The sequence below is a fragment of the Weissella viridescens genome, from assembly GCF_003862435.1.
GTDB classification, from domain to species: Bacteria; Bacillota; Bacilli; order Lactobacillales; family Lactobacillaceae; genus Weissella; species Weissella viridescens_A.
Window position 1 is genome coordinate 57,744 of the sequence record NZ_RHGY01000004.1, and the last position, 22,202, is coordinate 79,945.

General features: G+C 42.9%; 22 protein-coding genes. 2 read left to right on the forward strand and 20 right to left on the reverse strand.

Annotation, left to right across the window (positions count from 1 at the left end; all coding sequences use genetic code 11):
* The first annotated feature begins 160 nt into the window (after positions 1 to 160).
* Both mscL and D3P96_RS04740 read left to right on the forward strand, forming a co-directional pair.
* Positions 161 to 583 (forward strand): large conductance mechanosensitive channel protein MscL, encoded by a 423-nt coding sequence (gene mscL, locus D3P96_RS04735; RefSeq protein WP_124943235.1) that lies wholly within the window; start codon positions 161 to 163, stop codon positions 581 to 583.
* Positions 584 to 739: 156 nt separating this feature from the next.
* On the forward strand, positions 740 to 1,384 hold the full coding sequence (locus D3P96_RS04740; protein WP_124943236.1) for a deoxynucleoside kinase: 645 nt from the start codon (positions 740 to 742) through the stop codon (positions 1,382 to 1,384).
* A 32-nt stretch (positions 1,385 to 1,416) separates the two neighbouring features.
* Here D3P96_RS04740 and D3P96_RS04745 read toward each other — a convergent pair whose 3' ends face one another.
* The 20 genes from D3P96_RS04745 to rpe all read right to left on the reverse strand — a co-directional run bounded on the left by D3P96_RS04745 (position 1,417) and on the right by rpe (position 22,184).
* Positions 1,417 to 2,463 (reverse strand): NlpC/P60 family protein, encoded by a 1,047-nt coding sequence (locus D3P96_RS04745; protein WP_124943237.1) that lies wholly within the window; start codon positions 2,461 to 2,463, stop codon positions 1,417 to 1,419.
* Between the two features lie 277 nt (positions 2,464 to 2,740).
* A complete protein-coding gene (gene glpK / locus D3P96_RS04750; protein WP_124943238.1) occupies positions 2,741 to 4,258 on the reverse strand; it encodes a glycerol kinase GlpK in 1,518 nt (505 codons plus the stop codon).
* Between the two features lie 67 nt (positions 4,259 to 4,325).
* Entirely contained in the window at positions 4,326 to 4,511 is a 186-nt protein-coding gene (locus tag D3P96_RS04755) for a 2-hydroxymuconate tautomerase (RefSeq protein WP_057746224.1), read from the reverse strand.
* 148 nt (positions 4,512 to 4,659) lie between these two features.
* Entirely contained in the window at positions 4,660 to 5,013 is a 354-nt protein-coding gene (gene rplS, locus D3P96_RS04760) for a 50S ribosomal protein L19 (RefSeq protein ID WP_057746219.1), read from the reverse strand.
* A 120-nt stretch (positions 5,014 to 5,133) separates the two neighbouring features.
* On the reverse strand, positions 5,134 to 5,880 hold the full coding sequence (gene trmD, locus D3P96_RS04765; protein ID WP_124943239.1) for a tRNA (guanosine(37)-N1)-methyltransferase TrmD: 747 nt from the start codon (positions 5,878 to 5,880) through the stop codon (positions 5,134 to 5,136).
* Between the two features lies 1 nt (position 5,881).
* Positions 5,882 to 6,388: a ribosome maturation factor RimM gene (gene rimM, locus D3P96_RS04770; RefSeq protein WP_124943240.1), complete on the reverse strand. Its 507-nt coding sequence runs from the start codon at positions 6,386 to 6,388 to the stop codon at positions 5,882 to 5,884.
* A gap of 111 nt (positions 6,389 to 6,499) precedes the next feature.
* Positions 6,500 to 6,772, reverse strand: coding sequence for a 30S ribosomal protein S16 (gene rpsP / locus D3P96_RS04775; protein ID WP_057746211.1), 273 nt, complete (start codon positions 6,770 to 6,772; stop codon positions 6,500 to 6,502).
* Positions 6,773 to 6,870: 98 nt separating this feature from the next.
* Positions 6,871 to 8,319, reverse strand: a complete 1,449-nt coding sequence (gene ffh, locus D3P96_RS04780; protein WP_124943241.1) for a signal recognition particle protein — start codon at positions 8,317 to 8,319, stop codon at positions 6,871 to 6,873.
* 4 nt (positions 8,320 to 8,323) lie between these two features.
* Positions 8,324 to 8,665 carry a putative DNA-binding protein gene (locus D3P96_RS04785; protein WP_124943242.1) on the reverse strand — a complete coding sequence of 114 codons (342 nt, stop codon included), beginning with the start codon at positions 8,663 to 8,665 and terminating at the stop codon, positions 8,324 to 8,326.
* A complete protein-coding gene (gene ftsY, locus D3P96_RS04790; RefSeq protein ID WP_124943299.1) occupies positions 8,666 to 10,024 on the reverse strand; it encodes a signal recognition particle-docking protein FtsY in 1,359 nt (452 codons plus the stop codon).
* 452 nt (positions 10,025 to 10,476) lie between these two features.
* Entirely contained in the window at positions 10,477 to 14,001 is a 3,525-nt protein-coding gene (gene smc / locus D3P96_RS04795; protein WP_124943243.1) for a chromosome segregation protein SMC, read from the reverse strand.
* Positions 14,002 to 14,016: 15 nt separating this feature from the next.
* Positions 14,017 to 14,724 (reverse strand): ribonuclease III, encoded by a 708-nt coding sequence (rnc, locus tag D3P96_RS04800; protein WP_124943244.1) that lies wholly within the window; start codon positions 14,722 to 14,724, stop codon positions 14,017 to 14,019.
* A 109-nt stretch (positions 14,725 to 14,833) separates the two neighbouring features.
* The gene (locus tag D3P96_RS04805) at positions 14,834 to 15,076 is read right to left on the reverse strand and encodes an acyl carrier protein (protein ID WP_124943245.1); all 243 of its coding nucleotides are present in this window, start codon (positions 15,074 to 15,076) and stop codon (positions 14,834 to 14,836) included.
* 12 nt (positions 15,077 to 15,088) lie between these two features.
* Positions 15,089 to 16,129 carry a phosphate acyltransferase PlsX gene (plsX, locus tag D3P96_RS04810; RefSeq protein WP_124943246.1) on the reverse strand — a complete coding sequence of 347 codons (1,041 nt, stop codon included), beginning with the start codon at positions 16,127 to 16,129 and terminating at the stop codon, positions 15,089 to 15,091.
* An 80-nt stretch (positions 16,130 to 16,209) separates the two neighbouring features.
* Entirely contained in the window at positions 16,210 to 18,249 is a 2,040-nt protein-coding gene (recG, locus tag D3P96_RS04815; protein ID WP_124943247.1) for an ATP-dependent DNA helicase RecG, read from the reverse strand.
* Between the two features lie 69 nt (positions 18,250 to 18,318).
* On the reverse strand, positions 18,319 to 20,001 hold the full coding sequence (locus tag D3P96_RS04820; protein ID WP_124943248.1) for a DAK2 domain-containing protein: 1,683 nt from the start codon (positions 19,999 to 20,001) through the stop codon (positions 18,319 to 18,321).
* A gap of 26 nt (positions 20,002 to 20,027) precedes the next feature.
* Positions 20,028 to 20,390, reverse strand: coding sequence for an Asp23/Gls24 family envelope stress response protein (locus tag D3P96_RS04825; RefSeq protein WP_057746184.1), 363 nt, complete (start codon positions 20,388 to 20,390; stop codon positions 20,028 to 20,030).
* 138 nt (positions 20,391 to 20,528) lie between these two features.
* Positions 20,529 to 20,729, reverse strand: coding sequence for a 50S ribosomal protein L28 (rpmB, locus tag D3P96_RS04830; RefSeq protein ID WP_057788503.1), 201 nt, complete (start codon positions 20,727 to 20,729; stop codon positions 20,529 to 20,531).
* A gap of 142 nt (positions 20,730 to 20,871) precedes the next feature.
* Positions 20,872 to 21,525, reverse strand: a complete 654-nt coding sequence (locus D3P96_RS04835; RefSeq protein WP_124943249.1) for a thiamine diphosphokinase — start codon at positions 21,523 to 21,525, stop codon at positions 20,872 to 20,874.
* Positions 21,525 to 22,184, reverse strand: a complete 660-nt coding sequence (gene rpe, locus D3P96_RS04840) for a ribulose-phosphate 3-epimerase (protein ID WP_124943250.1) — start codon at positions 22,182 to 22,184, stop codon at positions 21,525 to 21,527. The genes D3P96_RS04835 and rpe overlap by 1 nt, the downstream gene beginning before the upstream one ends.
* Positions 22,185 to 22,202: the final 18 nt, after the last annotated feature.

A 22,202-nucleotide genomic window follows, 5' to 3' on the forward strand; every position in this document is an offset into this window, starting at 1 on the left:
TTATCTCTTCTATTTTACATGAACCTTTCATAAAACCATAACGATTAACAAACCGATTTTTTCTTTTAACAGAATATTAAAATCTGATGATTTCACTGGTTTTGTGTCATAGGCATGCTAAAATAAAACGATTCATCAAATCTTATTGAGGGAGTTTATTATGAAAGCATTTATTAAAGAGTTCCGTGAATTCATCACGGATGGCAACATCGTCGACATGGCCATTGCCTTTATTATGGGAGGCGCCTTACAAGTTCTCCTAAAAGCATTGGTTGATGATATTTTCATGCCCATTATTGGTATCTTTACCGGGGCCGTTTCCTTTGCCGATATTGTCTGGAAAATTGGGCCAGCCCAAATTAAAATTGGTAGTTTCATCTCAGCTGCAATTACTTTCCTCTTAACTGGTCTAATTATCTTTATTATGGTTAAAGCCATGAACAAGGCCCGTGCCTTAGCTGGTAAAACCAATGATGATCAAGAAGCCGATGAAGAAAGTGAACTGGATGTTTTGCAAGCAATTCGTGATGAACTAGCTGAACAAAACAAGGCTTTAGCCGCAACAAAAGCTGATCAATCATAACCAATCCCCATTAGCGAATCCGAAATTCGGATTCGCTTTTTTAACCTCCTCTCAACAAAAATTGTCAAGAATTGCATTCCACGATTTTATTAGCTAAGATAGTTAACGGCAAGTTAGTCGAACAACTAACCAAATCCTAAAGGAAGAAGGACAATCATGGTGATTATCACAGCTGGAATGATTGGCGTTGGTAAAACAACATTAACAGATTTAATTGCAAAGCATATGGGAACGGAGGCCTTTTTTGAACCCGTTGGGGATAACCCTGTGCTCCCACTTTACTATGCAGATCCTAAACAATACGGTTTCTTACTCCAAATTTATTTTTTAAATAAGCGCTTTGCAATGATAAAGCGTGCCTTAGCCGACGATAATAATGTTCTTGATCGTTCAATCTATGAAGACGCGTTATTTACCCAAGAAAACCATCGGGAAGGTAATATTTCTGACGCTGAATTAGACGTCTACATGCAACTACTCGACAATATGATGGCAGAATTACAAACGATGCGTAAAAGCCGCCCTGATTTGATGGTATTTGCAAATGCTGATTTTGATACCATTCTGTATCGGATTAAAAAGCGTGGACGTGACTACGAACAATTTGAAGATAACGCTGAATTACGTGACTATTACTACAAGATGTGGTCAGCCTACCAAGACTGGTATGAATCATATGATGCATCCCCTAAGATGATGGTTGATTTACAAAAATATAATTTAGAAGATCCCGAAAATCAAGCAATTGTCTTAAAGCAAATTGATGATCGCCTTGCTGAATTAGATGCACAAAACCAATAAAAAAAGTCTCTCAATTGAGAGACTTTTTTTATTTAGTCAATTGATCCGACAAAACTAGGTGCCGTATCTGGATTAGCTTGGGTTCCCGTTACAACTTGATCTTGACCAATGTAAACACCCGCTTGATAAGAGGTTCCATGATCACCCCAAAAGACTACATCACCTTGCTTGGCCACATCATGCAATGGTGCCCCATTTAAATCTTGAAGGTTGAAATAAGCTTCTTGTTGGGTCGTGTTATCGGGAATACTTTGCCCCGTGGCTTGTTGATAAGCTTCTGCCACCAGTTGACCTGAAGTTTGGACATTGCCAGCTGCTTGGGTTGCAACAGCGGCTTGTGCCATCGCAGCGCCGGTTGCTGTTGTAGGATTTACAACATTGGCCTGACTTTCCGTTACAGCTTGAGCCACATCACCAGTTTGATCAAGACTTGCTTGATTTGATTCTGGTGTTGCAACGCTATTTTGATCAACTTCTGGAGTGGCTACACTTGCCGATTCTGAAACGGCTGGTGCTTGTGAATCAGTCACACTTTGTGTTGGCATCGCTTGATCAGTCACATTAGATGTTGCCACATCACCTTCTGCATCATTAGTTGATGTTGCATCAGCTGCACTTACAGCAGTTTCAGAAGCGATTGATGTTTGTTCTGACACTGCTGGCGCAGTTGCGGCCATAGCTGAAACAGGTTCAGTTTGTGCTGTTTGTGCACTTACAGATTCCGTTAAGTCAGCGTGTGCATCGGCACTAGCCGCCTTAGCCGCCGCTTGAGCTTGTTGCTCAATTTCAGCGTCTGATGTTTGACTGTCTTTATCCTTACGGACCTCAGTCCGGCTGGCTTTCATTTGCTTTGAATCCGCAGCTTTAGCTTGCACTTGCGTTGGTTGCTTAACATCACCCACTAAGGCTTGTAAGGCTTGATGCACAGGATCGCTTGCTACGGCTTGCTTTGCGGCTGGGCGTTCATTTTGTTCTAAGCGACTCATTGCGGCTTGAACTGATGGTACTTGGGTTACACCAACCACACCAATTGCGCCAATTACACCACTCACAAGTAATTTATTTGTCTTTTGTCCCATTTGTCCTACCCCTTAATCTCATAACTATCTGCCACTATCATACCGCATATTTGCGCTTATTTTGTAGTGAATTTTGGCTGTCATTTTCGCAAATTAAGTTATACTTAACAGAAAAAACAGTGTTTGCAAATTCATTTATTTGTAACAGGCTTATAAAAACGTACAGCAAAAAGAAAAACGACCAATTCATAATCTGTAACAGGCTATGTTTGGTCGCTTATCATCCTAAAGACAGAGTTTAAACTAACTTTACGATATTTGTAACAAAAACTTAATATTATGAGAAATCATCTTGCAGTGGAAAAGTTTGGGCCGCTGCAACTGCTTTTTGCCAACGGTGATAGGTTTTCGCCATTTCTTCGCGTTTTGTCGCATCCGGCCTTTTAATATCAACTGCACTCAGTACTGGTAAGTCGGCCAAATCTCGCCAAAAACCAACACCCAGCCCAGCTAAAAAGGCAGCGCCAAGGGCTGTAGTTTCTAATTGTTCTGGTCGTTGTACTGGGAGTTGGAGTAAGTCGGCTTGGAATTGCTGCAAGTAATCATTGACCGCAGCGCCACCATCCGTCACTAAATGATCCATTTTTAAGTCCGTATCATTTTCCATGGCCAAAATCACATCATTGGTTTGGTAAGCCAATGATTCGACCGTGGCGCGAACAATGTCTGCTTTTGTCGTTGAACGCATAATACCAAACATGGCCCCTCGGGTTTGTTGATCCCAATATGGGGCTCCTAATCCGGTAAAGGCTGGCACCACATAAATAAAGCCTGGGTGTTGAACCCGTGATAATTGTGCAAGATCTGAGGTTTCACGAGCACTTTTAATTAATTCAAGACCATCACGTAACCATTGGATTGCTGCACCTGCAATAAAGACAGATCCTTCAAGCGCATAGGTCACCTCACCATTTAAACTATACGCAATCGTTGAAAGCAATCCATTATTAGAAGTTGCAATCTTATCACCCGTATTCATTACGATAAATGAACCCGTCCCATACGTATTTTTAACATCTCCTACCTCAAAGGCCCGATGCCCAATCAAGGCTGCCTGTTGGTCACCGGCAATCCCAGAAATCGGTACTTGTAGTCCAAAGAAGACATAATTAGCTGTATGACCATATACATGCGCTGAATCTTCAACGCGCGGCAAAATGGCTTTTGGAATATTGAATGCCGCTAATAGTTCTTCATCCCAACTTAAGGTATGAATATTGAATAACATTGTTCGCGAAGCATTCGTATAATCTGTCGCGTGAACCGCACCATTGGTTAGTTTGTACAACAACCACGTATCAATTGTTCCAAACAAAATATCACCACGTTCGGCTTTTTCACGCGCGCCAGGAACATGATCCAACAACCACATAATTTTTGTCGCTGAAAAATAAGCATCGATCCATAACCCAGTTTTGTCATAAATCCATTGGCTATAGTCTTGTGCCTTTAATTGTTCCGCAATCTCATCACTTTGCTTAGATTGCCAGACAACGGCTGGCGCAATTGGCTCACCTGTCAAACGATCCCACATGACCGTTGTCTCACGTTGATTTGTGATACCAATTCCAGCAACTTTATATGGCTCAATGTTGGCTTCTAGCACAACTGCATTTAACAGCTGTTTGGTATCATCCCAAATCACGTTCGCATCGTGCTCTACCCAACCGGGTTCACGGAAAATTTGGGGTAATTCGCGTTGGACCTTAGCGACTGCTTGGCCGGACTGATCAAAAAGAATCGCACGAGTACTCGTCGTTCCTTGATCAATTGATAAAATATATTGTTCTGACATACGTGAAGCTCCTCAGTCATGACGATAAAAAAAGATGGCTCTCACACCACCTTTTACTACAGTAAATTTACTTTTCTGAACGAAGGGTTCCGCCATCCATGAAACGGTCGGCACGCATTTCGTCAACAATCACTTTAATGGCAGCCCGGGGTGCCCCAGTGTTCTTTTCAACAGCATCAGTAATATCAGACATCATTGCCTTCAATTGTTCTGGTGTACGCCCTTCAACAAGTTCTACGTGTACAAATGGCATGATTATTCCTCATTCTTTCTAATTGGGTTCTTGCATTAAATTTATCACTTGTTTGTTAGAATTTCAAGTTTGACCACTGTATTTTAAATAAAAAAAAGAGACTAGCCATTGCTGGTTAGTCTCTTTTAATTGGCGATTGCCAAGATAATTAACGACGTGCTTCAGGAATACGAGCAGCCTTACCTTGCAATGCACGCAAGTAGTACAACTTGGCACGACGAACGCGACCATGACGGACTACTTCAATCTTATCAACACGTGGTGAGTGCAATGGGAATGTACGTTCCACACCAACACCACTTGAGATCTTACGAACAGTATAAGTTGCTTGGATACCAGCGCCACGACGCTTGATAACAACACCTTCAAACAATTGAACACGTTCACGTGAACCTTCGACGATTCGTGCGTAAACACGAACAGTATCACCAGCACGGAATTCAGGAATGTCCGTACGTAGTTGATCAGCAGTAAGCTTTTCTAGCAATGCATTTTGACGCATAATTAATCTCCTCATCAACAATCATTCACCATTCGGCCAGCGGATTATCGGGTTTTATTTTTTGGTGAAAACACCAATAAGTAATATAGCATACTCTATCTCAATTGACAAGGTTGCCCGCTACTTTTCTACCCGCTCAGCTTCTTCTTGTTTCACTTCACGTAATAGGCGTTTTGTTTCGGGCGTAAACTGGTAATGCTCCAAAAGGTCTGGGCGGCGTAAATAGGTCCGGCGTAAGGCTTCCTTTTGTTTCCATTCGGCGATTTTAGCGTGATTGCCTGATGTCAACACAGCGGGCACCTGCATGCCACGAAAATCAGCGGGGCGCGTATACTGTGGATATTCAAGGAGTCCTGTTGAGAAGGAATCATCCACAGCTGACATATCATCGCCAAGCGCATCTTCGAGTAAACGAACTGTTGCATCAATGACGGTCATAGCCCCCAGTTCACCACCAGTCAACACAAAGTCACCAATTGAGATTTCGTCGGTAACCAATTCACGAATCCGTTCATCATATCCTTCATAATGTCCAGCAATAAACGTTAAGTGATCTTCCTTCGCAAGTTCTTCGGCTTTAGCTTGCGTGAACGTTTCGCCAGCTGGATCCATGAGAATCACGCGCCCACGATTACCAGCTTGGGCTTCAACGGCATCCATTGCATCAAAAATGGGTTGTGGCATTAATAGCATACCTTGCCCACCACCATAGATCTCATCATCAACTTTATTATGTTTGTTGGTTGTATAATCGCGAAAATCAACAACGTTAAAGTCAACGAGTCCTTTATCAATCGTCTTACCAATAATTGATTCGCGCATTGGTGCAAACATATTTGGGAATAAACTCAATACATCAATTCGCATCTTAAATTTCCTCAAGTTGGTTCACGAAGACTTGTCCAGCATCCAAATCAACATCCAACACAACTTGTTTGATGTTTGGTAAGAGCAAATCCTCAGCACCCTTCTTTTTTACGACCCAGACATCGTTGGCAGGGAGTTCCATAATCTCACTCACCTTACCCAATGATGTTTGCGTAGCTTGATCAATCACTTCAAGCCCGACAATATCGTGATAGTAGTATTCATCATCTGATTCTAATTCAGCGACTTCTGTTTCATCAACAAATAAATCGTGCCCTTTAAATTGTTCCACCAAATTAATATCTTGCATGTCTTCAAATGACAACAAAATAAATTGCTTGTGGGGACGCACTGTTTTAACGGTAACCGTGGTTGGTGTCTTGCCATCAATGACAAGTTGTTCGCCAACTTGGAAGCGTTCCTCAGGGAAATCGGTAATTGGAATCACCCGGACTTCACCTCGAATACCATGAGTATTCACAATTTTTCCAACCTTAAATAAGCTCATATCAACCTCTTTTCAACTGTTCTATCGTGTTCTAAGTATACCATGCTTTATTTTCTAAAAGAAAACAAAAAAGGAGCGACCACAAAGGGTCACTCCTTTATCACAAACTAATTACTTTGAGTACTTAGCTTCGTGATACTTTTGCATGATGCCAGCATCTGACAACATGTTCTTAACAGTATCTGAAGGTTGAGCACCCTTGTTCAACCATTCCATGATAGTCTCTTCTTCCAAGTGAACAGCATCTTCTTCAACCAATGGGTTGTAAGTTCCAACTGTTTCAATAAAGCGACCATCACGTGGTGCACGTGAGTCAGCAACAACGATACGATAGAATGGGCGCTTCTTTGATCCCATACGCTTCATGCGAATTTTAGTAGCCATGTATAATGTCCTCCAGTAATTTTTCTACAGGTAATAATATAACAGTTCTCAAGTATCCTGTAAAGTGTTTTTCCTTTACAGTTTTAAATTTGTCGTTTTTACTTACTACGCTTCTTCTTGTTCTTCTTCACACGACGGGCCATTTGCTTCATGGCTACGTTGGCCATCTTACCTTGAAGACCACCGCCAGCGCCGTTTCCGCCGCCCATGCCCATGGCTCCCATCATTTGTTCCATACCATTGACGTTACCATTCAAAACTTGCCCCATCATCTTCTTCATTTCATTGAATTGCTTGATCATGCGATTCACTTCAACAATTGGACGACCTGATCCAGCGGCAATTCGGCGACGACGTGAGGGACTCAACAAATCTGGGTTTTCACGTTCAGCCTTAGTCATTGAGTACACAATCGCCTTTAAGTGTTCCATGTCCTTAGGATCAATTTGCACATTCTTTAGGGCTGGATTGTTGGCCATTCCAGGAATCATCTTAATTAAATCTTCCATAGGTCCCATATTTTGAACTTGTTGCATTTGATCCAAGAAATCATTGAAATCAAAGGTACTTGATTTCATCTTTTCCATGGTCTCTTCAGCTTGCTTTTCGTCGTAATCCTTTTGGGCTTTTTCGATTAGGGTCATCATATCACCCATACCCAAAATACGACTTGCCATACGATCAGGATAGAAGACGTCTAAGTCATCCATCTTCTCACCTTGACCGACGAACTTAATTGGCTTACCCGTTACGGCACGAATTGAAAGGGCAGCACCACCACGTGTGTCACCGTCTAACTTAGTTAAGGTTACCCCAGTAATGCCAAGTCGATCATTAAAGCCTTCTGCTGTTTCAGTCGCATTCTGACCGGTCATGGCATCGACAACCAACATAATTTCATCTGGTTGCGCAATTTCTTTAATGTCTTCCAATTCTTGCATCAATGGTTCATCGATTTGCAAACGACCAGCCGCATCAATAAAGACGTAGTCAGCCTTTTCTTCACGAGCCTTGTCTAATCCTTGGCGAACGATTTCACGTGGGTCAACATCTGTTCCCATCTCAAAAACAGGGACATCAATTTGTTCACCAATAGTTTGCAACTGTTGAATGGCCGCTGGACGATAAACGTCGGCTGCAATCATGAAGGGACGTGCGTTTTGTTCCTTCTTCAACTTATTAGCTAACTTACCGGCCGTGGTCGTCTTTCCAGCCCCCTGTAGTCCAACCATCATAATAACCGTTGGAATCTTCGGTGACTTGTTCAGTGGCACAGCCTCTTCACCCATCATTTCAACCAATTCATCATTCACAATTGAAACAATTTGTTGGGCTGGGTTTAAGCCTTCTAAGACTTTGGCTCCCGCTGCCTTTTCACGTACATTTCGGACGAATTCCTTAACAACGGAATAGTTAACGTCGGCATCAAGTAAGGCCATCCGAATTTCGCGCATGGTATCGCGCAAATCCGCATCGGTAACCTTTCCTTTACGACGAAGACCCGAAATGGCATCCTGTAATCTTTCTGTTAATCCTTCAAAAGCCATGGTTCTACTCCTCTTCTAATGTGACTAATTGGTTTGCGCGTGCTTGTAATTCGGCATCAGCTGGGTAATGTTCTGCAATATACTGTTGCATGTTTTCAGCTGCTGCTTGTCGTTTTTGAAAATCCGCGTATAAGTGCAACTTGGCCTCATAATTCTCCAGTAATTGCGTGCTACGCTTAAGATTATCATACACGGCTTGTCGCGAGACTTGAAATTCGTCGGCAACCTCACCTAAGGAAAGGTCATCAGCATAATACAATTCCAAATAATCATTTTGTTTTTTGGTTAGCAAGGGTTGATAAAAATCAAATAACGCATTTAAGCGTGTGGTTTTGGCAACTTCCATTTACTTTGAACCCTCAAGTAAACGCCCAAAGAGGCCCTTAACAAAGGCATCTGCATCAAATGGTTGCAAATCTGTTACCTTTTCACCGACACCAATCCACTTAACCGGTAAGTGCAATTCATTTCGAATTGGTAGGATAATCCCACCCTTTGCCGTTCCGTCAAGCTTGGTCAACACGATACCAGTCACATCGGTTGAATCCTTAAACAAGCGTGCTTGTTGCAAAGCGTTTTGTCCGGTCGTGGCATCAAGTACCAACAATACTTCTTGTGGCGCTTCTGGAATCTCACGTTGGATGATGCGCTTCATTTTAGCCAACTCTTGCATCAAGTTCACGTTGTTTTGCAAACGCCCAGCGGTATCGACAAACAAAATATCAGCATTTTGGGCCTGTGCTTGTTTGACACCATCATAGACGACTGAGGCGGGATCAGAATTTGCAGCTCCTGTAACCACAGGAATCTCGTTTCGATTTCCCCATTCAACTAATTGCTCAGTTGCCCCAGCTCGGAATGTATCGGCCGCGGCTAAGACCACATGCTTGCCTTCTTGCTTATAGCGGGCTGACATTTTTCCAATCGTCGTCGTTTTTCCAACACCATTCACACCCACAAACAAAATCACCGTCAAGCCGTTGGGGTTCATATGCATACTGGTATCTTCATCGACACCTTGACGTTCATATAAATCAATGAGCTTTTGGATAATGACCTTTGAGACATCATCTTGACTCTTGGCATTCTTTAGCTTCACCTCATCACGAAGTTCATCAGTGAGGGTAACCGCAGTTTGTGCACCCACATCGGCACTAATTAACGTTTCTTCCAAGTCATCAAAGAAATCTTCGTCAACTGAACGGAAGTTTGACATGAAGTGGTTCCAACGATCAGACCATGTTCGACGAGTCTTACTAAGCCCTTGATCTAAATCATTTTCTGCGGTTTGTTCAACTGCTGTTTCATTGACTTCACTTGCTGCATCGGCTGACGCAGACGCTGACAATGATTGACTTTCTGAAAGTGAATCAGCATGTGCTTGCGACTCTGAAGCCACAACTGAAGTTGAAAATGAAGCTGATTCGGCTAATGCAGCAGCTTCAACTTGACTCATTGAAGCGACCAATGACAATTCAGCTGAAAGAGATTGACTGTGGTCTTGCTCATCTTGTGCTAACTTTTGTGCATGCTTATGTTCTAAGTCTCGTTTAGCTGTTGCTTCCAGTTCAGCTTCATTAATTGCCTGGGCCGCATCTTGAGAAGCAGAAACGGACAAAGATAGACGCGCTGACACTGAAGCAGCATGCGCTTGTGATTCTGAACTCACCACTGAAGTTGACAATGAAGCTGATTCAGCTAACATTGCTGCTTCGACTTGACTGGCTGAGCCCACTAATGATAATTCATCTGATAGAGAGTCGGCGTGCGCTTGTTCAATTGAATCTGATACAGATGTAACATATGCTTGTGATGCTGACTTTGCGGCGACTTCTGATGCCTCTTCAGCTTCTGACATTGATGCTGAATCAGTTGCCATGTCAGCCTTAGCTTGGGCAATTGATGCTTGGGCAGCTTGTTGCGCAACCGTCGCGTCCAATGCTTCTGCTTCAGAGACGCTTAATGATTCAGCAGGGGTCGTTGAAGCTGATAATACTAACTCGTGTGAATCAGCGATGGCTTCTTGTTCTGCAATTTCATCCGTGACATATTTAATATCCACTGCCATATCTGGCTTTGGTTGTAAGACCTCAACTTTAACTTTTGGCTTGTGTTTCAAAAAATCAAATAATCCCATTATGCCTATCCTCTCTTATTTCATGCGTCATTCAGGTTGACTGAGACCATGGTCGACACACCAGGTTCTTGCATCGTTACGCCATACAAGACATCACAGGCAGCCATCGTTCCTTGACGATGTGTAATCACAATAAATTGGGTTTCTTGTTCCACAGACTGTAGGTAGTTGGCAAAGCGATCAACATTGGCTTCGTCCAACGCTGCTTCCGTTTCGTCCAAAACAACAAATGGAACCGGACGAACGGCTAAAATCGCAAATAGCAAACTAATCGCTGTGAGGGCCTTTTCGCCACCCGAGAGCAAACTCATCTGTTGGAATTTCTTCCCCGGCGGCTGGGCCTTGATATCAATACCCGTCTCCAATAAATTATCTGGTTGTTCCAAATAAAGCTTGGCTTGCCCACCTCCAAACATTTTAACAAATATTTGTTCAAAATGTGCATTTACTGCGTCAAACGTTGTCTTAAAACGTGTCTTAACCTCTTCATCCATCTCAGACATTGTTTCTGATAAATCATCGTGTGCATCAAGTAAATCTTGTTTTTGCTGACTTAAGAAAGCGTAACGTTCCTTTACTTCTGCGTATTCGGCGATGGCATTCATGTTTACATCACCAATGTCATCTAGACCCCGTTTCAACAACTTCAACTGATCTTTGATTTCTGGAAGGGTCTCACAAGTTGCAGCCGTTTGTGGTTCATAATGTACCGCATAGGTTTCTTCAAGTTGCGTTTGTCCCTGTTCAATCCGTGTTTGGAGTCCGGTTTGCCGAGCGGTCAATTGATTCAAAGTTGCTAAAGCATGTTGTTGTTGCCCTTGCATCTGCGCAATTGCTTGTTCTTTTTGCTCCAGCGAACGTTGCTGACTTTGTAGTGCCGTTTCTATCTCGGCTAACTGGGTCACTAATTCTTCCCGCGCAGTTTGGTTGGCTTGATATTCCGTCGCAATCCGTTGATTGACGTCTGCTTGATCCAAACTCAAATCTTGGAGCTGTTGTTTCAATTGCCTTTGGGCATCAGCGTTCGCTGTGAGTTGAGCGGTCAAATTAACGACCTTCTCTTGGGCATGCTGTTGCTCAGCTTCAGCCGTTTTTTGGGCTAATTGTACCTTCACTAAGGCTTGGTTCGCGTCATCAAGACTTTGTTGTAACGCAGATATTTGTGTTTGCGTTGATTCCAAATCTTGATTAATCCGATCATATTCCTGTTGCGCCGTCTGGATTTGGTTTTGCAGGTCTTGTGCATCTTGATTTTCATCTACACCCGCTAACTGCATGTCATACTGCAAACTTTGTCGCTGCTTTTCTAAATGTGACAATTCTTGTTGCGCATTTTGTAGCGTAGCTGCTTGTTGTTGATGCACTTCCGTGAGTTGAATAACCAGGTCTTGCTGATTTTTAAATGACTCCGTTAGCTGCGTTAAATCCGTTTGATCCGCTTTAACCGTTGCCTCTAAAGTCGTTACCTCTTGGTTGAGTTCCTTGAGTTGATGTGATAACTCGGCGAGCTCATTCTTCTGGGTCAACAATCCTTGTTGTTGGTTGCGACTAGCACCACCAGTCATTGACCCACCTGCATTAATGACCTGACCGTCAAGCGTCACGAGACGCACTCGTTGGCCTAAAGCCTGGGCCATTTGATTCGCATGGTCTAGCTCATCCACCACCACGGTTGTCCCGAGCAATTGTTGTTTAATTTGCTTAAACTCAGCTTGCATCTCAACCAAATCAGCCGCCGTTCCTAAGAACCCTGGCTGAGCCTGGGCTGTTTGTAAAACATTCGGTGCGAGTTGACGCCCTTTAATCGTCGAAACCGGTAAAAAGGTCACCCGCCCGAGACGATTTTTGCTCAAATATTGAATCGCATGTTTCGCCGTGGTTGGCGTATCAACAATGACCTGTTGTAACGCTGCTCCCAAAGCCGTTTCGATGGCTAACTGGTACTTGCCATCAACTTGAATGCATTCAGCGACGACACCCCGAATCCCAGGAAAGGTTTGCCGTTGTTTCATCAACTGTTTAACCCCTTGATAATAACCATCATATTGTTCATTTAAGCGTTGGAGAGACTCAACCCGAGCTTGCACATGTTGTTGGGCTTGAAGTCGTTCATACCACTTTTCACGATTTGACTGATACTGGTGTTCAACAGTTTGACCTTGCGTTTGCTGTTGGGCTAATTTTGCCTGGGCTTGTTTTAAATCGGCTTGGGCTTGTTGCGCTTGTTGTTGCGCTTGTTCAACATCGGCCTGCGCCACTTGCATCTGTTCGGTAAGTGTTTGATAGCGTTGTTGATAACGATCTGTTTGGGCATCAGCACGTTGGTGTTCTTGTTGTGCGAAATGCTGATTATTTTTAGCCGTCGTCAATTGTTCAAGTGCCGTCACTAACTCTGGTCGTAAATCTGCTAACTGTTTTTGCAAAGTGACGAGTTGGGCTTGATCATCCGGACGCATCAATGCTTGCGCTTGGTCGTTTAAGGCTGCTAGCTTTGCATCAGCCTCATCGGCAGTTGCTTTGGCTTGGTCCAGTTGCTGCTCTAAATCCGTTGCCGCCGTTTGGCGCTCCGCCAAAGTTTGTGTCGTTGTCGCCACTAACTGCTTTTGATTTTGTTCACGCTCAGCTTGCAACTTTTGTTCACCGGCCAATGCTTCCACCCGTTGCGTCACTTCAAGCAAGTTTTGCTGAGCACGCTGTTGGTGTTCTCGTTGATCAATTAACGCGAGCTTTTGTTGTTGCAATTCAGTTTGCGCTTGTGACAAAGTTTCTGCTAAATCTTGCTGTTGGGCTGACTGTTCATCCCGCTCTTGGGTTGTCGTGCTAAGTGCCTTTTCCCATTGGGTTAACTCAATTTGGAGACGGGCTTGATCCAACTGTTCAAAAGCTTGTTTTTGATTTTTATAATCTTGCGCTTTAGCACTTTGTTGTGCTAATGGTTCAAGGCGTTGCTCAAGTTCATATAAAATATCAGTGACGCGAGCGAGATTATCTTGCACATCAGCAAGTTTTTTACCGGCTTGCTGTTTATTTTGTTTATATTTATAAACACCCGCAACATCTTCAATAATAGCTCGGCGATCTTCCGCTTTGGCACTAAAGATATGTTCTACACGTCCCTGCGAAATAATTGAGAAACTCTCATGTCCCAATCCGGAATCCATAAACAACTCTTGAACATCCTTTAGTCGAACTTGTTTTCCGTTCATCAGATATTTAGAGTCGCCATTGCGATACAATAGGCGTTTAATTTCAATTTCTGAAAAATCTGAATTTAAATAATGATCTTGATTATCAAAGACAATGCCAACTTCAGCCCGATTTAAAGGCGCTCGGGTTTTTGTTCCACCAAAAATAACGTCAGCCATCTTATCACCGCGCAGACCCTTAGCCGATTGTTCACCCATTACCCAGCGAATTGCTTCAATAATGTTTGATTTACCCGATCCGTTTGGCCCAACAATCCCCGTAATCCCGGGCATGAAATCGATTTGCGTCCGATCGGCAAATGATTTAAAGCCTTGCATTGATAAAGATTTTAGTTTCATAGTTGTGTCCCTAATTTACTTTGTTTCAGCTGCTGCCGTCAGCTGTTGATAGGCAGCCCGAGCAGCATCCTTTTCAGCAGCCTTTGTTGATTTACCTTGTCCAGTTGCAAGCACTTGTTGATTGACCATCACTTCAACTTCAAAGATTTGGTCATTATTGGCCACTGGTTTCTCTGAAAGTTTTTGATATTTAATCTCAACTGGTCCATCCTTTTGCAGATATTCTTGCAACTTTGATTTGTAATCCACAAATTGTTCAAAAAAGCCTTCATCAATCTTGGCAAATAAAATTTGGTCCAAAAAGCGCATCACGACTGCCTGACCTTGATCAAGATATAAGGCACCAATGAAAGCTTCCCAAATATCTTCTAACAAAGAATCACGTTTTCGAGCACCTGATAGCTCTTCACCGCGCCCTAAGCGAATGTAGCGATCGAGATGTAACTCGCGTGACAAAGCTGCAAACGAACGCGTCTGTACCATTGCAATACGCAACTCTGTCAATCGACCTTCATCCCAATCTGGAAAACGTTTAAACAAATAGACGGCTGTTGATTGTTGCATCACAGCATCCCCTAAGAACTCTAAACGTTGATAATCATTTCCTTCAACCTCAGGATGTTCATTTAAATAATTTGCTTGTGTTAATGCTTCTTGGAGCAACTGTTCATTTTCAAAATGTAAGTCATATTGACTAGCCAATTCTTGCTCTAATTCATCCATTTTTATTCTGCCCCCTTTAAATTTCACATAGTCTTTATTATACCAGATTTTCGTGCTTTAAGCTGAAACAAAAGGCACCAACAGCTTATGCCATTGGTGCCTTTTTTCATTATTTTGAATGTGCGATCACGAAATCTGCAACATCATCGATTGTTTGTAATTGCTCGGCATCCTCATCCGAAATGGCGGTGTTAAACACATCTTCCATTTCTAAAATCAATTCCAGAAAATCAATCGAATCAGCATCGGTCACTTGCATCAAATCACTTGACCCCGATAAGGTCTGCGGATCAACTTTAAAATGCTTCGCGACAAATTGAATCACATCATCAACTGTCTGTTGGCGCTCCATGCTGACCCCTGTTTACTTTTTTTCTGTCTTCGTTGACAGCTCATCTTTATGGGAAGTAACGTATGCTTCAACCTTATTGGTCAAATCAGCATCAGAAATCTTTTGAATTTGCTTCAACGTTTGGGCCACTTCATACGCACTTGATGAACCGTGCGTTTTAACAACGGGCGCTTTAACTCCGATAACGACCGCACCACCGTATTCAGAATAATCCAAACGTTCAGCAGCCTTCGTCAAACTTGGCTTTAGTAAAAGACCACCCAACTTAGCTTGCAAGTTTCCATCAACAATCGTGTGCTTAACCACTGAAAGGACACTCTTGGCAGTACCTTCGATGGCTTTCAAGGTCGCGTTTCCAGAAAATCCATCAGAAACGACCACATCAGCGGGTCCTTGTAACAAGTCACGTGATTCAACATTTCCAATGAAGTTCAAATTGCCGGCATCACTACCATGTTGCAAGAGTTGATGCGCTTCTTTGTGCAATGGATCACCCTTATCAGGTTCACCACCATTGTTGAGCAAGCCCACCCGTGGTGTATCAAAACCAAGCACTTCACTCGCATAGAATGAACCTAAAATACCGTATTGGTAAAGGTGGGCCGGCTTATTTTCAGCATTGGCCCCAACATCCATCATCACAAAGACTGGGTGTGGTCCCTTTAAGGCTGGCATCACAGACATCAACGCCGGACGATCAACACCCTTAATGCGTCCAACAATGAAAATAGCTGTAGCTAATACAGCACCCGTATTTCCAGCTGAGAAGAAAGCATCTGCTTCACCGGCTTTAACAGCCTCAGCCGCCATAACCAGTGAACTGTGCTTCTTGGTACGCATGGCTTTGACAGGTTCTTCAGCCATTTCAATCACTTCATCAGCTTCGATGAATTTGATTTGGTCAGTATTCTTAATCAACGCCTTTAATTGATCAACCGGACCATACAATTGGAATTCAACATTGGGCATTTCATCCCGGGCTTGTTCGACTCCATTTACAATAGCTTCTGGTGCGTTATCGCCACCCATTGCATCAATCGCAATTTTTAACATGTCTTGCTTCCTCATTCATTTTATATATTTTGTTCAATATTTAAAAACAGTACCTACCATTATAAAATCTTTTGGGTCCATTAGTCAAAGTTTCGGTAACGAGCCATCGTCTCGTCCAATAATTCCACTAACGTCTTAATCTCTGGATCTTGGTCCCAATCCGGTTGAGCCACTAATTCAATCGCCTCTTCTTGGGCAATCGTCATCATTTTTAAATCATGCACTGGATCACCAACTTTAAACTCTGGTACACCTGACTGGCGTTTTCCCAGAATATCTCCAGATCCACGTAACTCTAAATCTTTTTGGGCTAGCACAAAACCATCTGTTGTTTGGGTCATCACTTCCATGCGTTCAATACCATACTGTGTTTTGGGATCACTCACGAGGAAGTTATATGATTGACGTTCACCTCGACCAACACGACCACGTAATTGATGCAATTGTGACAATCCAAAGCGATCGGCATCCAAAATTAACATGACACTGGCATTTGGCACATCGACCCCCACTTCAATCACGGTCGTTGAAACCAGTACTTGGAACTGATTGGCCTTAAAGTCAGCCATGACCTGTTCCTTCTCCTGATTTTCCATTCGCCCATGCAAGAGACCAACCTGATAAGCGGGCCCAAAGACATCAGCAAGTTCGCGATAGACAGCCTCCGCGTTTTGAACGTCCAATGTTTCTGATTCTTCAATTAATGGTGTCACAACATAGGCCTGCGCACCGCTTGCTAATTCAGTTTTAATGAATTCAAGCACCTTTTCATAACCATTATGCCGAACCCATTCGGTTTTAATCGTCTTTCGTCCAGCAGGGAGTTGATCGATAATCGAGACATCCATTTCACCATAGGCTGTAATGGCCAAGGTTCGGGGGATTGGTGTCGCCGTCATTGCTAAAATGTCAGGATTCATACCAATCTCACGTAACTTTGCGCGTTGCTTGACCCCAAATCGGTGTTGTTCATCAATAACTGCTAGCCCTAAATTATGAAACAATACATCCGGCTGAATCAATGCATGCGTTCCAACCAAAATATCGATGTCACCGGCAATTAAATCTTCCAGAATTTGGCGTCGGGCGGCAGCCTTGGTTGAACCCGTTAATAGTTCTACACGTACATCTGTATCAGCAAAGAAATTCCCCAGCGTGCGTGCATGTTGTTGGGCCAATATTTCAGTCGGTGCCATAAGCGTTGCCTGCATGCCAGCGGTAATTGCCCCATACATGGCTAAGGCAGCGACAACCGTCTTTCCAGATCCCACGTCCCCCTGTAAGAGGCGATTCATATGCTGTGGGCGCCGCATGTCTCTTAAAATCTCATTGACCACTCGCTTTTGCGCCGCAGTTAATTCAAATGGCAAAGTCGCAATAAAGTGTTTCAAAGCCTCATTGTCAAAGTTAACCGGACGCCCTTGATTTTGGCGATCCATTTGTTTAATTAATTGCAACCGCATCTGGAAAATAAAGAATTCTTCAAAAGACGCCGTTCTGCGCGCTGCTTGCGCCGTTACAGCATCAGTTGGTTGATGCATGTTTTTAATCACTTCTCCATGGGGCATAAGCTGATACCGGCGTCGAATTGCTTCGGGAATCAGCTCTTGATCTAATAAATCAGCATACTTATGCAGTGCCTGAAAAACAAGCTCTTTAATCGTCGACTGGCGAATTTCTTTAGAAGCAGGGTAAACCGCCTGCATGTCATTCTCTTCTTCATTTAAAATGACTTTCATGCCAGTCATTCGCTGCTTTTTTTGTTCATAAGTCCCATAAACGGCAATTTCATTTTGAATTTCAATTTTTTGGGCGATCCAAGGTTGATTAAAAAAGCTAACCTGAATCGTTTCATGTTCGATTGATAGCCGAAACGTAACCATTACTTTCTTATAACCAAAGCGTCGCACGACTGGCGCTGACGATACAATCCCTTTAAAAGTTACTTTTTCACCATCTGCCGTTTGTGATGGTAATTTCTCCGCTAAATCGTCATAACGGGTCGGGTAATAAGTTAATAGATCTTCTATTGTATAAATATCTAAATGATTGAGCGCTAGTTCACGCTTGGGACCCACCCCAGTTAATTGGTCGACTGAATCCATTAAACTTTTTGGCATTGGGCCCTCCTTTCAAAAAAAAGAGCTAGCATCTGCTAACTCTACTTTAATGTTCATTGCGAATGACTGTTATTCAACCGACAACAAAATTGGGTATAGTGGTTGTCCACCATCATGAATTTCAAATTCTAATTCATCATCGAGGGTTTCACCATAACTGACAATGGCATCAGCCAAATCAGAATTACCTTCAAGACCAAAATAAATGGTTACTAATTCTGAATCATCATCCAACATCTTCTCAAGTAAAGCCTTTGCGGCGGCTTCAATATCAGCATTTGGCTTGGCGACAACAATCTCACCATCCAAAATTCCGATACTGTCGCCATCATGGATTTCTAATCCCTTAATGTTGGTATCACGCACAGATGTCGTTACTGAACCAGACTTAATATCACCAATTGTCGCCGTCATTGCATCAGCGGTTTGATCTAATTGTCCTTCAGGATTGTATCCCAAAACCATCGCTGTCAAACCTTGTTGTTGCGTCTTCGTACGCACAACAGCTGTTGGCATGTCGGTAAGCTCAATTGCTTGGTCAGCTGCCATAAAGATATTGCTATCGTTAGGCAAAATAATCACTTGCTTAGCGCCAGTACCATTCACGGCAGCAACTAAGTCAGCTGTTGATGGTGCTTGTTCACCATCAAGGACTGTGGTTACACCAGCATCCTTAAAGAGTTTTTGCATTCCTTCACCAGTCGCAATTGTCACAACGGCTAAATCCTTAGACGCCGCTTGTTCTGCTTCTGCTTCACGTTGCTTATCTGCCTTTTCGGCAGCTTCAGCTTGTTGGTTACGCATGTTATCGACTTTAACCTTACGCAATGAACCAAAATGGGTTCCCCATTCGATCACAGCACCTGGGTTTTCTGTGTGTACGTGGACCTTCACAACTTCATCATCATTGATGACAAGCAGTGAATCACCCAAACCGGCTAAGTAATTATAAAAAGTGTCATAGTCAAAGTCTTTATCGTATGTTGTTCCCTGAGCGATATCGACCATGATTTCAGTACAATAACCATACTTGATGTCTTGTGGATCAAGATCACCTTGAACACCAGCATTGTGCATTGATTGGATCATGGCTTCTAGTCCAGCATTATCCACATTACCAGATGTCATTTCTTCACCTGACAATGCGCCATAAAAGGCTTGGAATACAATCACAAGTCCTTGCCCCCCAGAATCAACAACACCGACTTCTTTCAAAGCAGGCAACAAATCTGGCGTCTTTGCCAAAGCCTTTTCAGCGGCATCTAATGTCTCGTGCATCACTTCGACAACATCATCTGTTTGCTTAGCTGCGCGATTAGCAGCAGCAGCAGCCTCACGAATGACCGTCAAAATTGTTCCTTCGGTAGGCTTCATCACAGCCTTATAAGCTGTTTCTGCTCCACCCATCAAGGCATCCGCGAAATCACGGGCTGAAAGGGTCTGCTTACCATCAACTGAATTGGCGAACCCACGGAAAATTTGTGAGAGAATGACACCTGAATTACCACGTGCCCCCATCAACAGCCCCTTTGAGGTTGCCTTAGCCAAACTACCCAGACTTGTATCATCTTCAGCACGTTCGTACTCAGCACCACTTGCCATTGATAAGGTCATGTTTGTACCTGTATCACCATCCGGAACAGGGAAAACATTTAATTTATTGATTTTTTCTGCATTATCCTGCAAAGCGCTTGCTGCAGAATTAATCATCTTACCAAATTCAACATTGGTAATTTCTGTTAGTACTTCCACAATCTTAACTCCTTATCGTTACCGTTTTAATCTTCAAGCATACGGACGCCTTGTACCGTCACATTAACTTCTTGTGCCACAATACCTAACATCACATTTAAATCATTTTTAACGCGGGCTTGAACACTCTTTGAAATTTCAGAGATTTTCATGCCGTAACCAACAATAATGTAAACATCAACGATTACACCATTATCTGCTTGACGAACAACAACACCTTTTGCGAAGTTATCTCCATTCAAAATCTGGTTGACACCATCACGAACTGGGGTTTGACTAGCCATACCAACGACACCATAATTATCTGTCGCTGCACCGCCAACAATTGTTGCGATTACATCATTTTCGATTTCAATTGTTCCTTGATTGATTTGAATCTTAACTGCCATGTTGTTTGACCTCCGTTTGAAACTGTCACCATGCATTGCCTAGTAACCTGTCGATTATGTCACGTTCTTAACTCATTCTATTCTAACAGGTTTCTGGTGATAAAAGAAAAAAGCCACCATAATCGGTAGCTTTTTTAATTAAACACGCTCAATTGTACCGTTCTTCAAACCAGCCTTCAAAGTACGAGCTGATAGGTACACCTTCTTAGGTGCTGAACCGTTAATCTTAACCGTCACTTTTTGCAAGTTTGGCTTCCAGCTACGACGACTTGAGTTAAGGGCGTGTGAACGTTGGTTACCAAAGCGAGTACGCTTTCCGTTGACTGCATCAACTGCCATATGTTTACCCTCCAATCTTAAGCTCTCTAAATTTTTTAGTGCTTTTATTTACTTGAATAATAATACCAAACCACTCGCACTTGTGCAAGGGTTTTGTGTAAAGTATTTTTACTTTACACAATTTTCACCAGATGCAGACGGCTTAAATTTCTGCATCCCGGCTTTGAATCACTGCTATAATGCCCGATTCAAAGCTAAAATGATTTGTCTCACCCACAAATTCATTTGATGACCACGAGTAAGGATTTCCACTCCATTGCTGTAAAGGATACTTTTCATCAATGAGTGTTAAGTGTGTTACCGGAGTTAATGGCATGAATCCAAGGTACTTCATATTCGGACTTTTGTGAAGCGTATGCTTGCCCGCTTCATAAAACGTTATTTCATTGTAACGATCAATTAAACGAACTTTTGATCGCAATGATTGAAATTTAGGATTCGTAAAAATCCAAACATTCGAGAACATTTGATCCATGCGACCACCAGTGGCCCCATAGATATCAATACGTTCCACATCATACAGGTGGTCTAAAGTTGTTAACAAAAGTTCCGTGTCCGTCTGGTTTTGATCTGTCTTAGTTACAACATGGGCAACTTGTTGGAAAACATCGTCCTGTTCCGCCTTTGACATCGAATCAAAATCTCCGACAACCACTTCTGGTTGATACCCCAAAGCTAGTAGCCGTAAGGCACCTCGGTCAGCCGCTGCCCACCTTCCAGACAGTTGTCCTTGTTTGAGCTGTTCTGGCCAATCCGCTTCTGGTCCGCCTACTAAGACTTGAAAGGCATCACCCATTAGTCAGCCGTCACTTCCTTAAGACGCGCAATCTTCGCGGCTGGGTCCACCTTATCGTAAACATATGAACCAGCAACAGCCACTGTTGCACCAGCATCATAGGCAAGCTTGGTTGTTTCATCATTGGCGCCACCATCAATTTGAATATCGAAAGTGTAGCCGTTATCACGCTTGATTTGTGCGAGCTTTTCAATCTTCTTAAGCATTGATGGTAAGAACTTTTGACCACCAAAACCAGGGTTTACGGTCATAATCAAAACTTGATCAACCATATCCAAGACCGGTTCAATCAATTCAACTGCAGTGCCTGGATTGATAACAACTTCAGCCTTAACGTCGTTATTCTTAATCATTTGTAGGGCACGGTGGATATGTTGTGTTGCTTCATATTGCACCCCAATAATATCTGAACCAGCTTGTGCAAATTCATCAACATAGCGTTCTGGTTCTTCAACCATCAAATGTACATCCAATGGCAAATTGGTCACTTGCTTCAATGCCTTTACCCAACCTGGACCATATGAAATTGATGGCACAAACATTCCATCCATCACATCAACGTGTAACATATCTGCGCCAGCCGCTTCGACTAACTCAACATCACCTTGCAGATTCAAATAATCAGCTGACAAAATTGATGGTGCAACTTTAATTGACATATCCATAACCTCTTTTTC

Excerpts from the sequence above, each read along its gene's own strand:
- rpmB (WP_057788503.1), bottom strand. The coding sequence starts at position 20,729 with ATGGCAGTTGATGCAGTCAACGGAAAGCGTACTCGCTTTGGTAACCAA.
- rplS (WP_057746219.1), bottom strand. The coding sequence starts at position 5,013 with ATGCGTCAAAATGCATTGCTAGAAAAGCTTACTGCTGATCAACTACGT.
- rimM (WP_124943240.1), bottom strand. The coding sequence starts at position 6,388 with ATGAGCTTATTTAAGGTTGGAAAAATTGTGAATACTCATGGTATTCGA.
- recG (WP_124943247.1), bottom strand. The coding sequence starts at position 18,249 with ATGCCAAAAAGTTTAATGGATTCAGTCGACCAATTAACTGGGGTGGGT.
- glpK (WP_124943238.1), bottom strand. The coding sequence starts at position 4,258 with ATGTCAGAACAATATATTTTATCAATTGATCAAGGAACGACGAGTACT.
- rpsP (WP_057746211.1), bottom strand. The coding sequence starts at position 6,772 with ATGGCTACTAAAATTCGCATGAAGCGTATGGGATCAAAGAAGCGCCCA.
- plsX (WP_124943246.1), bottom strand. The coding sequence starts at position 16,129 with ATGTTAAAAATTGCGATTGATGCAATGGGTGGCGATAACGCACCAGAA.
- D3P96_RS04835 (WP_124943249.1), bottom strand. The coding sequence starts at position 21,525 with ATGGGTGATGCCTTTCAAGTCTTAGTAGGCGGACCAGAAGCGGATTGG.
- smc (WP_124943243.1), bottom strand. The coding sequence starts at position 14,001 with ATGAAACTAAAATCTTTATCAATGCAAGGCTTTAAATCATTTGCCGAT.
- D3P96_RS04755 (WP_057746224.1), bottom strand. The coding sequence starts at position 4,511 with ATGCCATTTGTACACGTAGAACTTGTTGAAGGGCGTACACCAGAACAA.
- mscL (WP_124943235.1), top strand. The coding sequence starts at position 161 with ATGAAAGCATTTATTAAAGAGTTCCGTGAATTCATCACGGATGGCAAC.
- D3P96_RS04805 (WP_124943245.1), bottom strand. The coding sequence starts at position 15,076 with ATGGAGCGCCAACAGACAGTTGATGATGTGATTCAATTTGTCGCGAAG.
- D3P96_RS04745 (WP_124943237.1), bottom strand. The coding sequence starts at position 2,463 with ATGGGACAAAAGACAAATAAATTACTTGTGAGTGGTGTAATTGGCGCA.
- D3P96_RS04740 (WP_124943236.1), top strand. The coding sequence starts at position 740 with ATGGTGATTATCACAGCTGGAATGATTGGCGTTGGTAAAACAACATTA.
- trmD (WP_124943239.1), bottom strand. The coding sequence starts at position 5,880 with ATGCGAATTGATGTATTGAGTTTATTCCCAAATATGTTTGCACCAATG.
- ffh (WP_124943241.1), bottom strand. The coding sequence starts at position 8,319 with ATGGCTTTTGAAGGATTAACAGAAAGATTACAGGATGCCATTTCGGGT.
- ftsY (WP_124943299.1), bottom strand. The coding sequence starts at position 10,024 with ATGTTAGCTGAATCAGCTTCATTGTCAACTTCAGTGGTGAGTTCAGAA.
- D3P96_RS04825 (WP_057746184.1), bottom strand. The coding sequence starts at position 20,390 with ATGGCAGTTAAGATTCAAATCAATCAAGGAACAATTGAAATCGAAAAT.
- rpe (WP_124943250.1), bottom strand. The coding sequence starts at position 22,184 with ATGTCAATTAAAGTTGCACCATCAATTTTGTCAGCTGATTATTTGAAT.
- rnc (WP_124943244.1), bottom strand. The coding sequence starts at position 14,724 with ATGGATGAATTAGAGCAAGAATTGGCTAGTCAATATGACTTACATTTT.
- D3P96_RS04785 (WP_124943242.1), bottom strand. The coding sequence starts at position 8,665 with ATGGAAGTTGCCAAAACCACACGCTTAAATGCGTTATTTGATTTTTAT.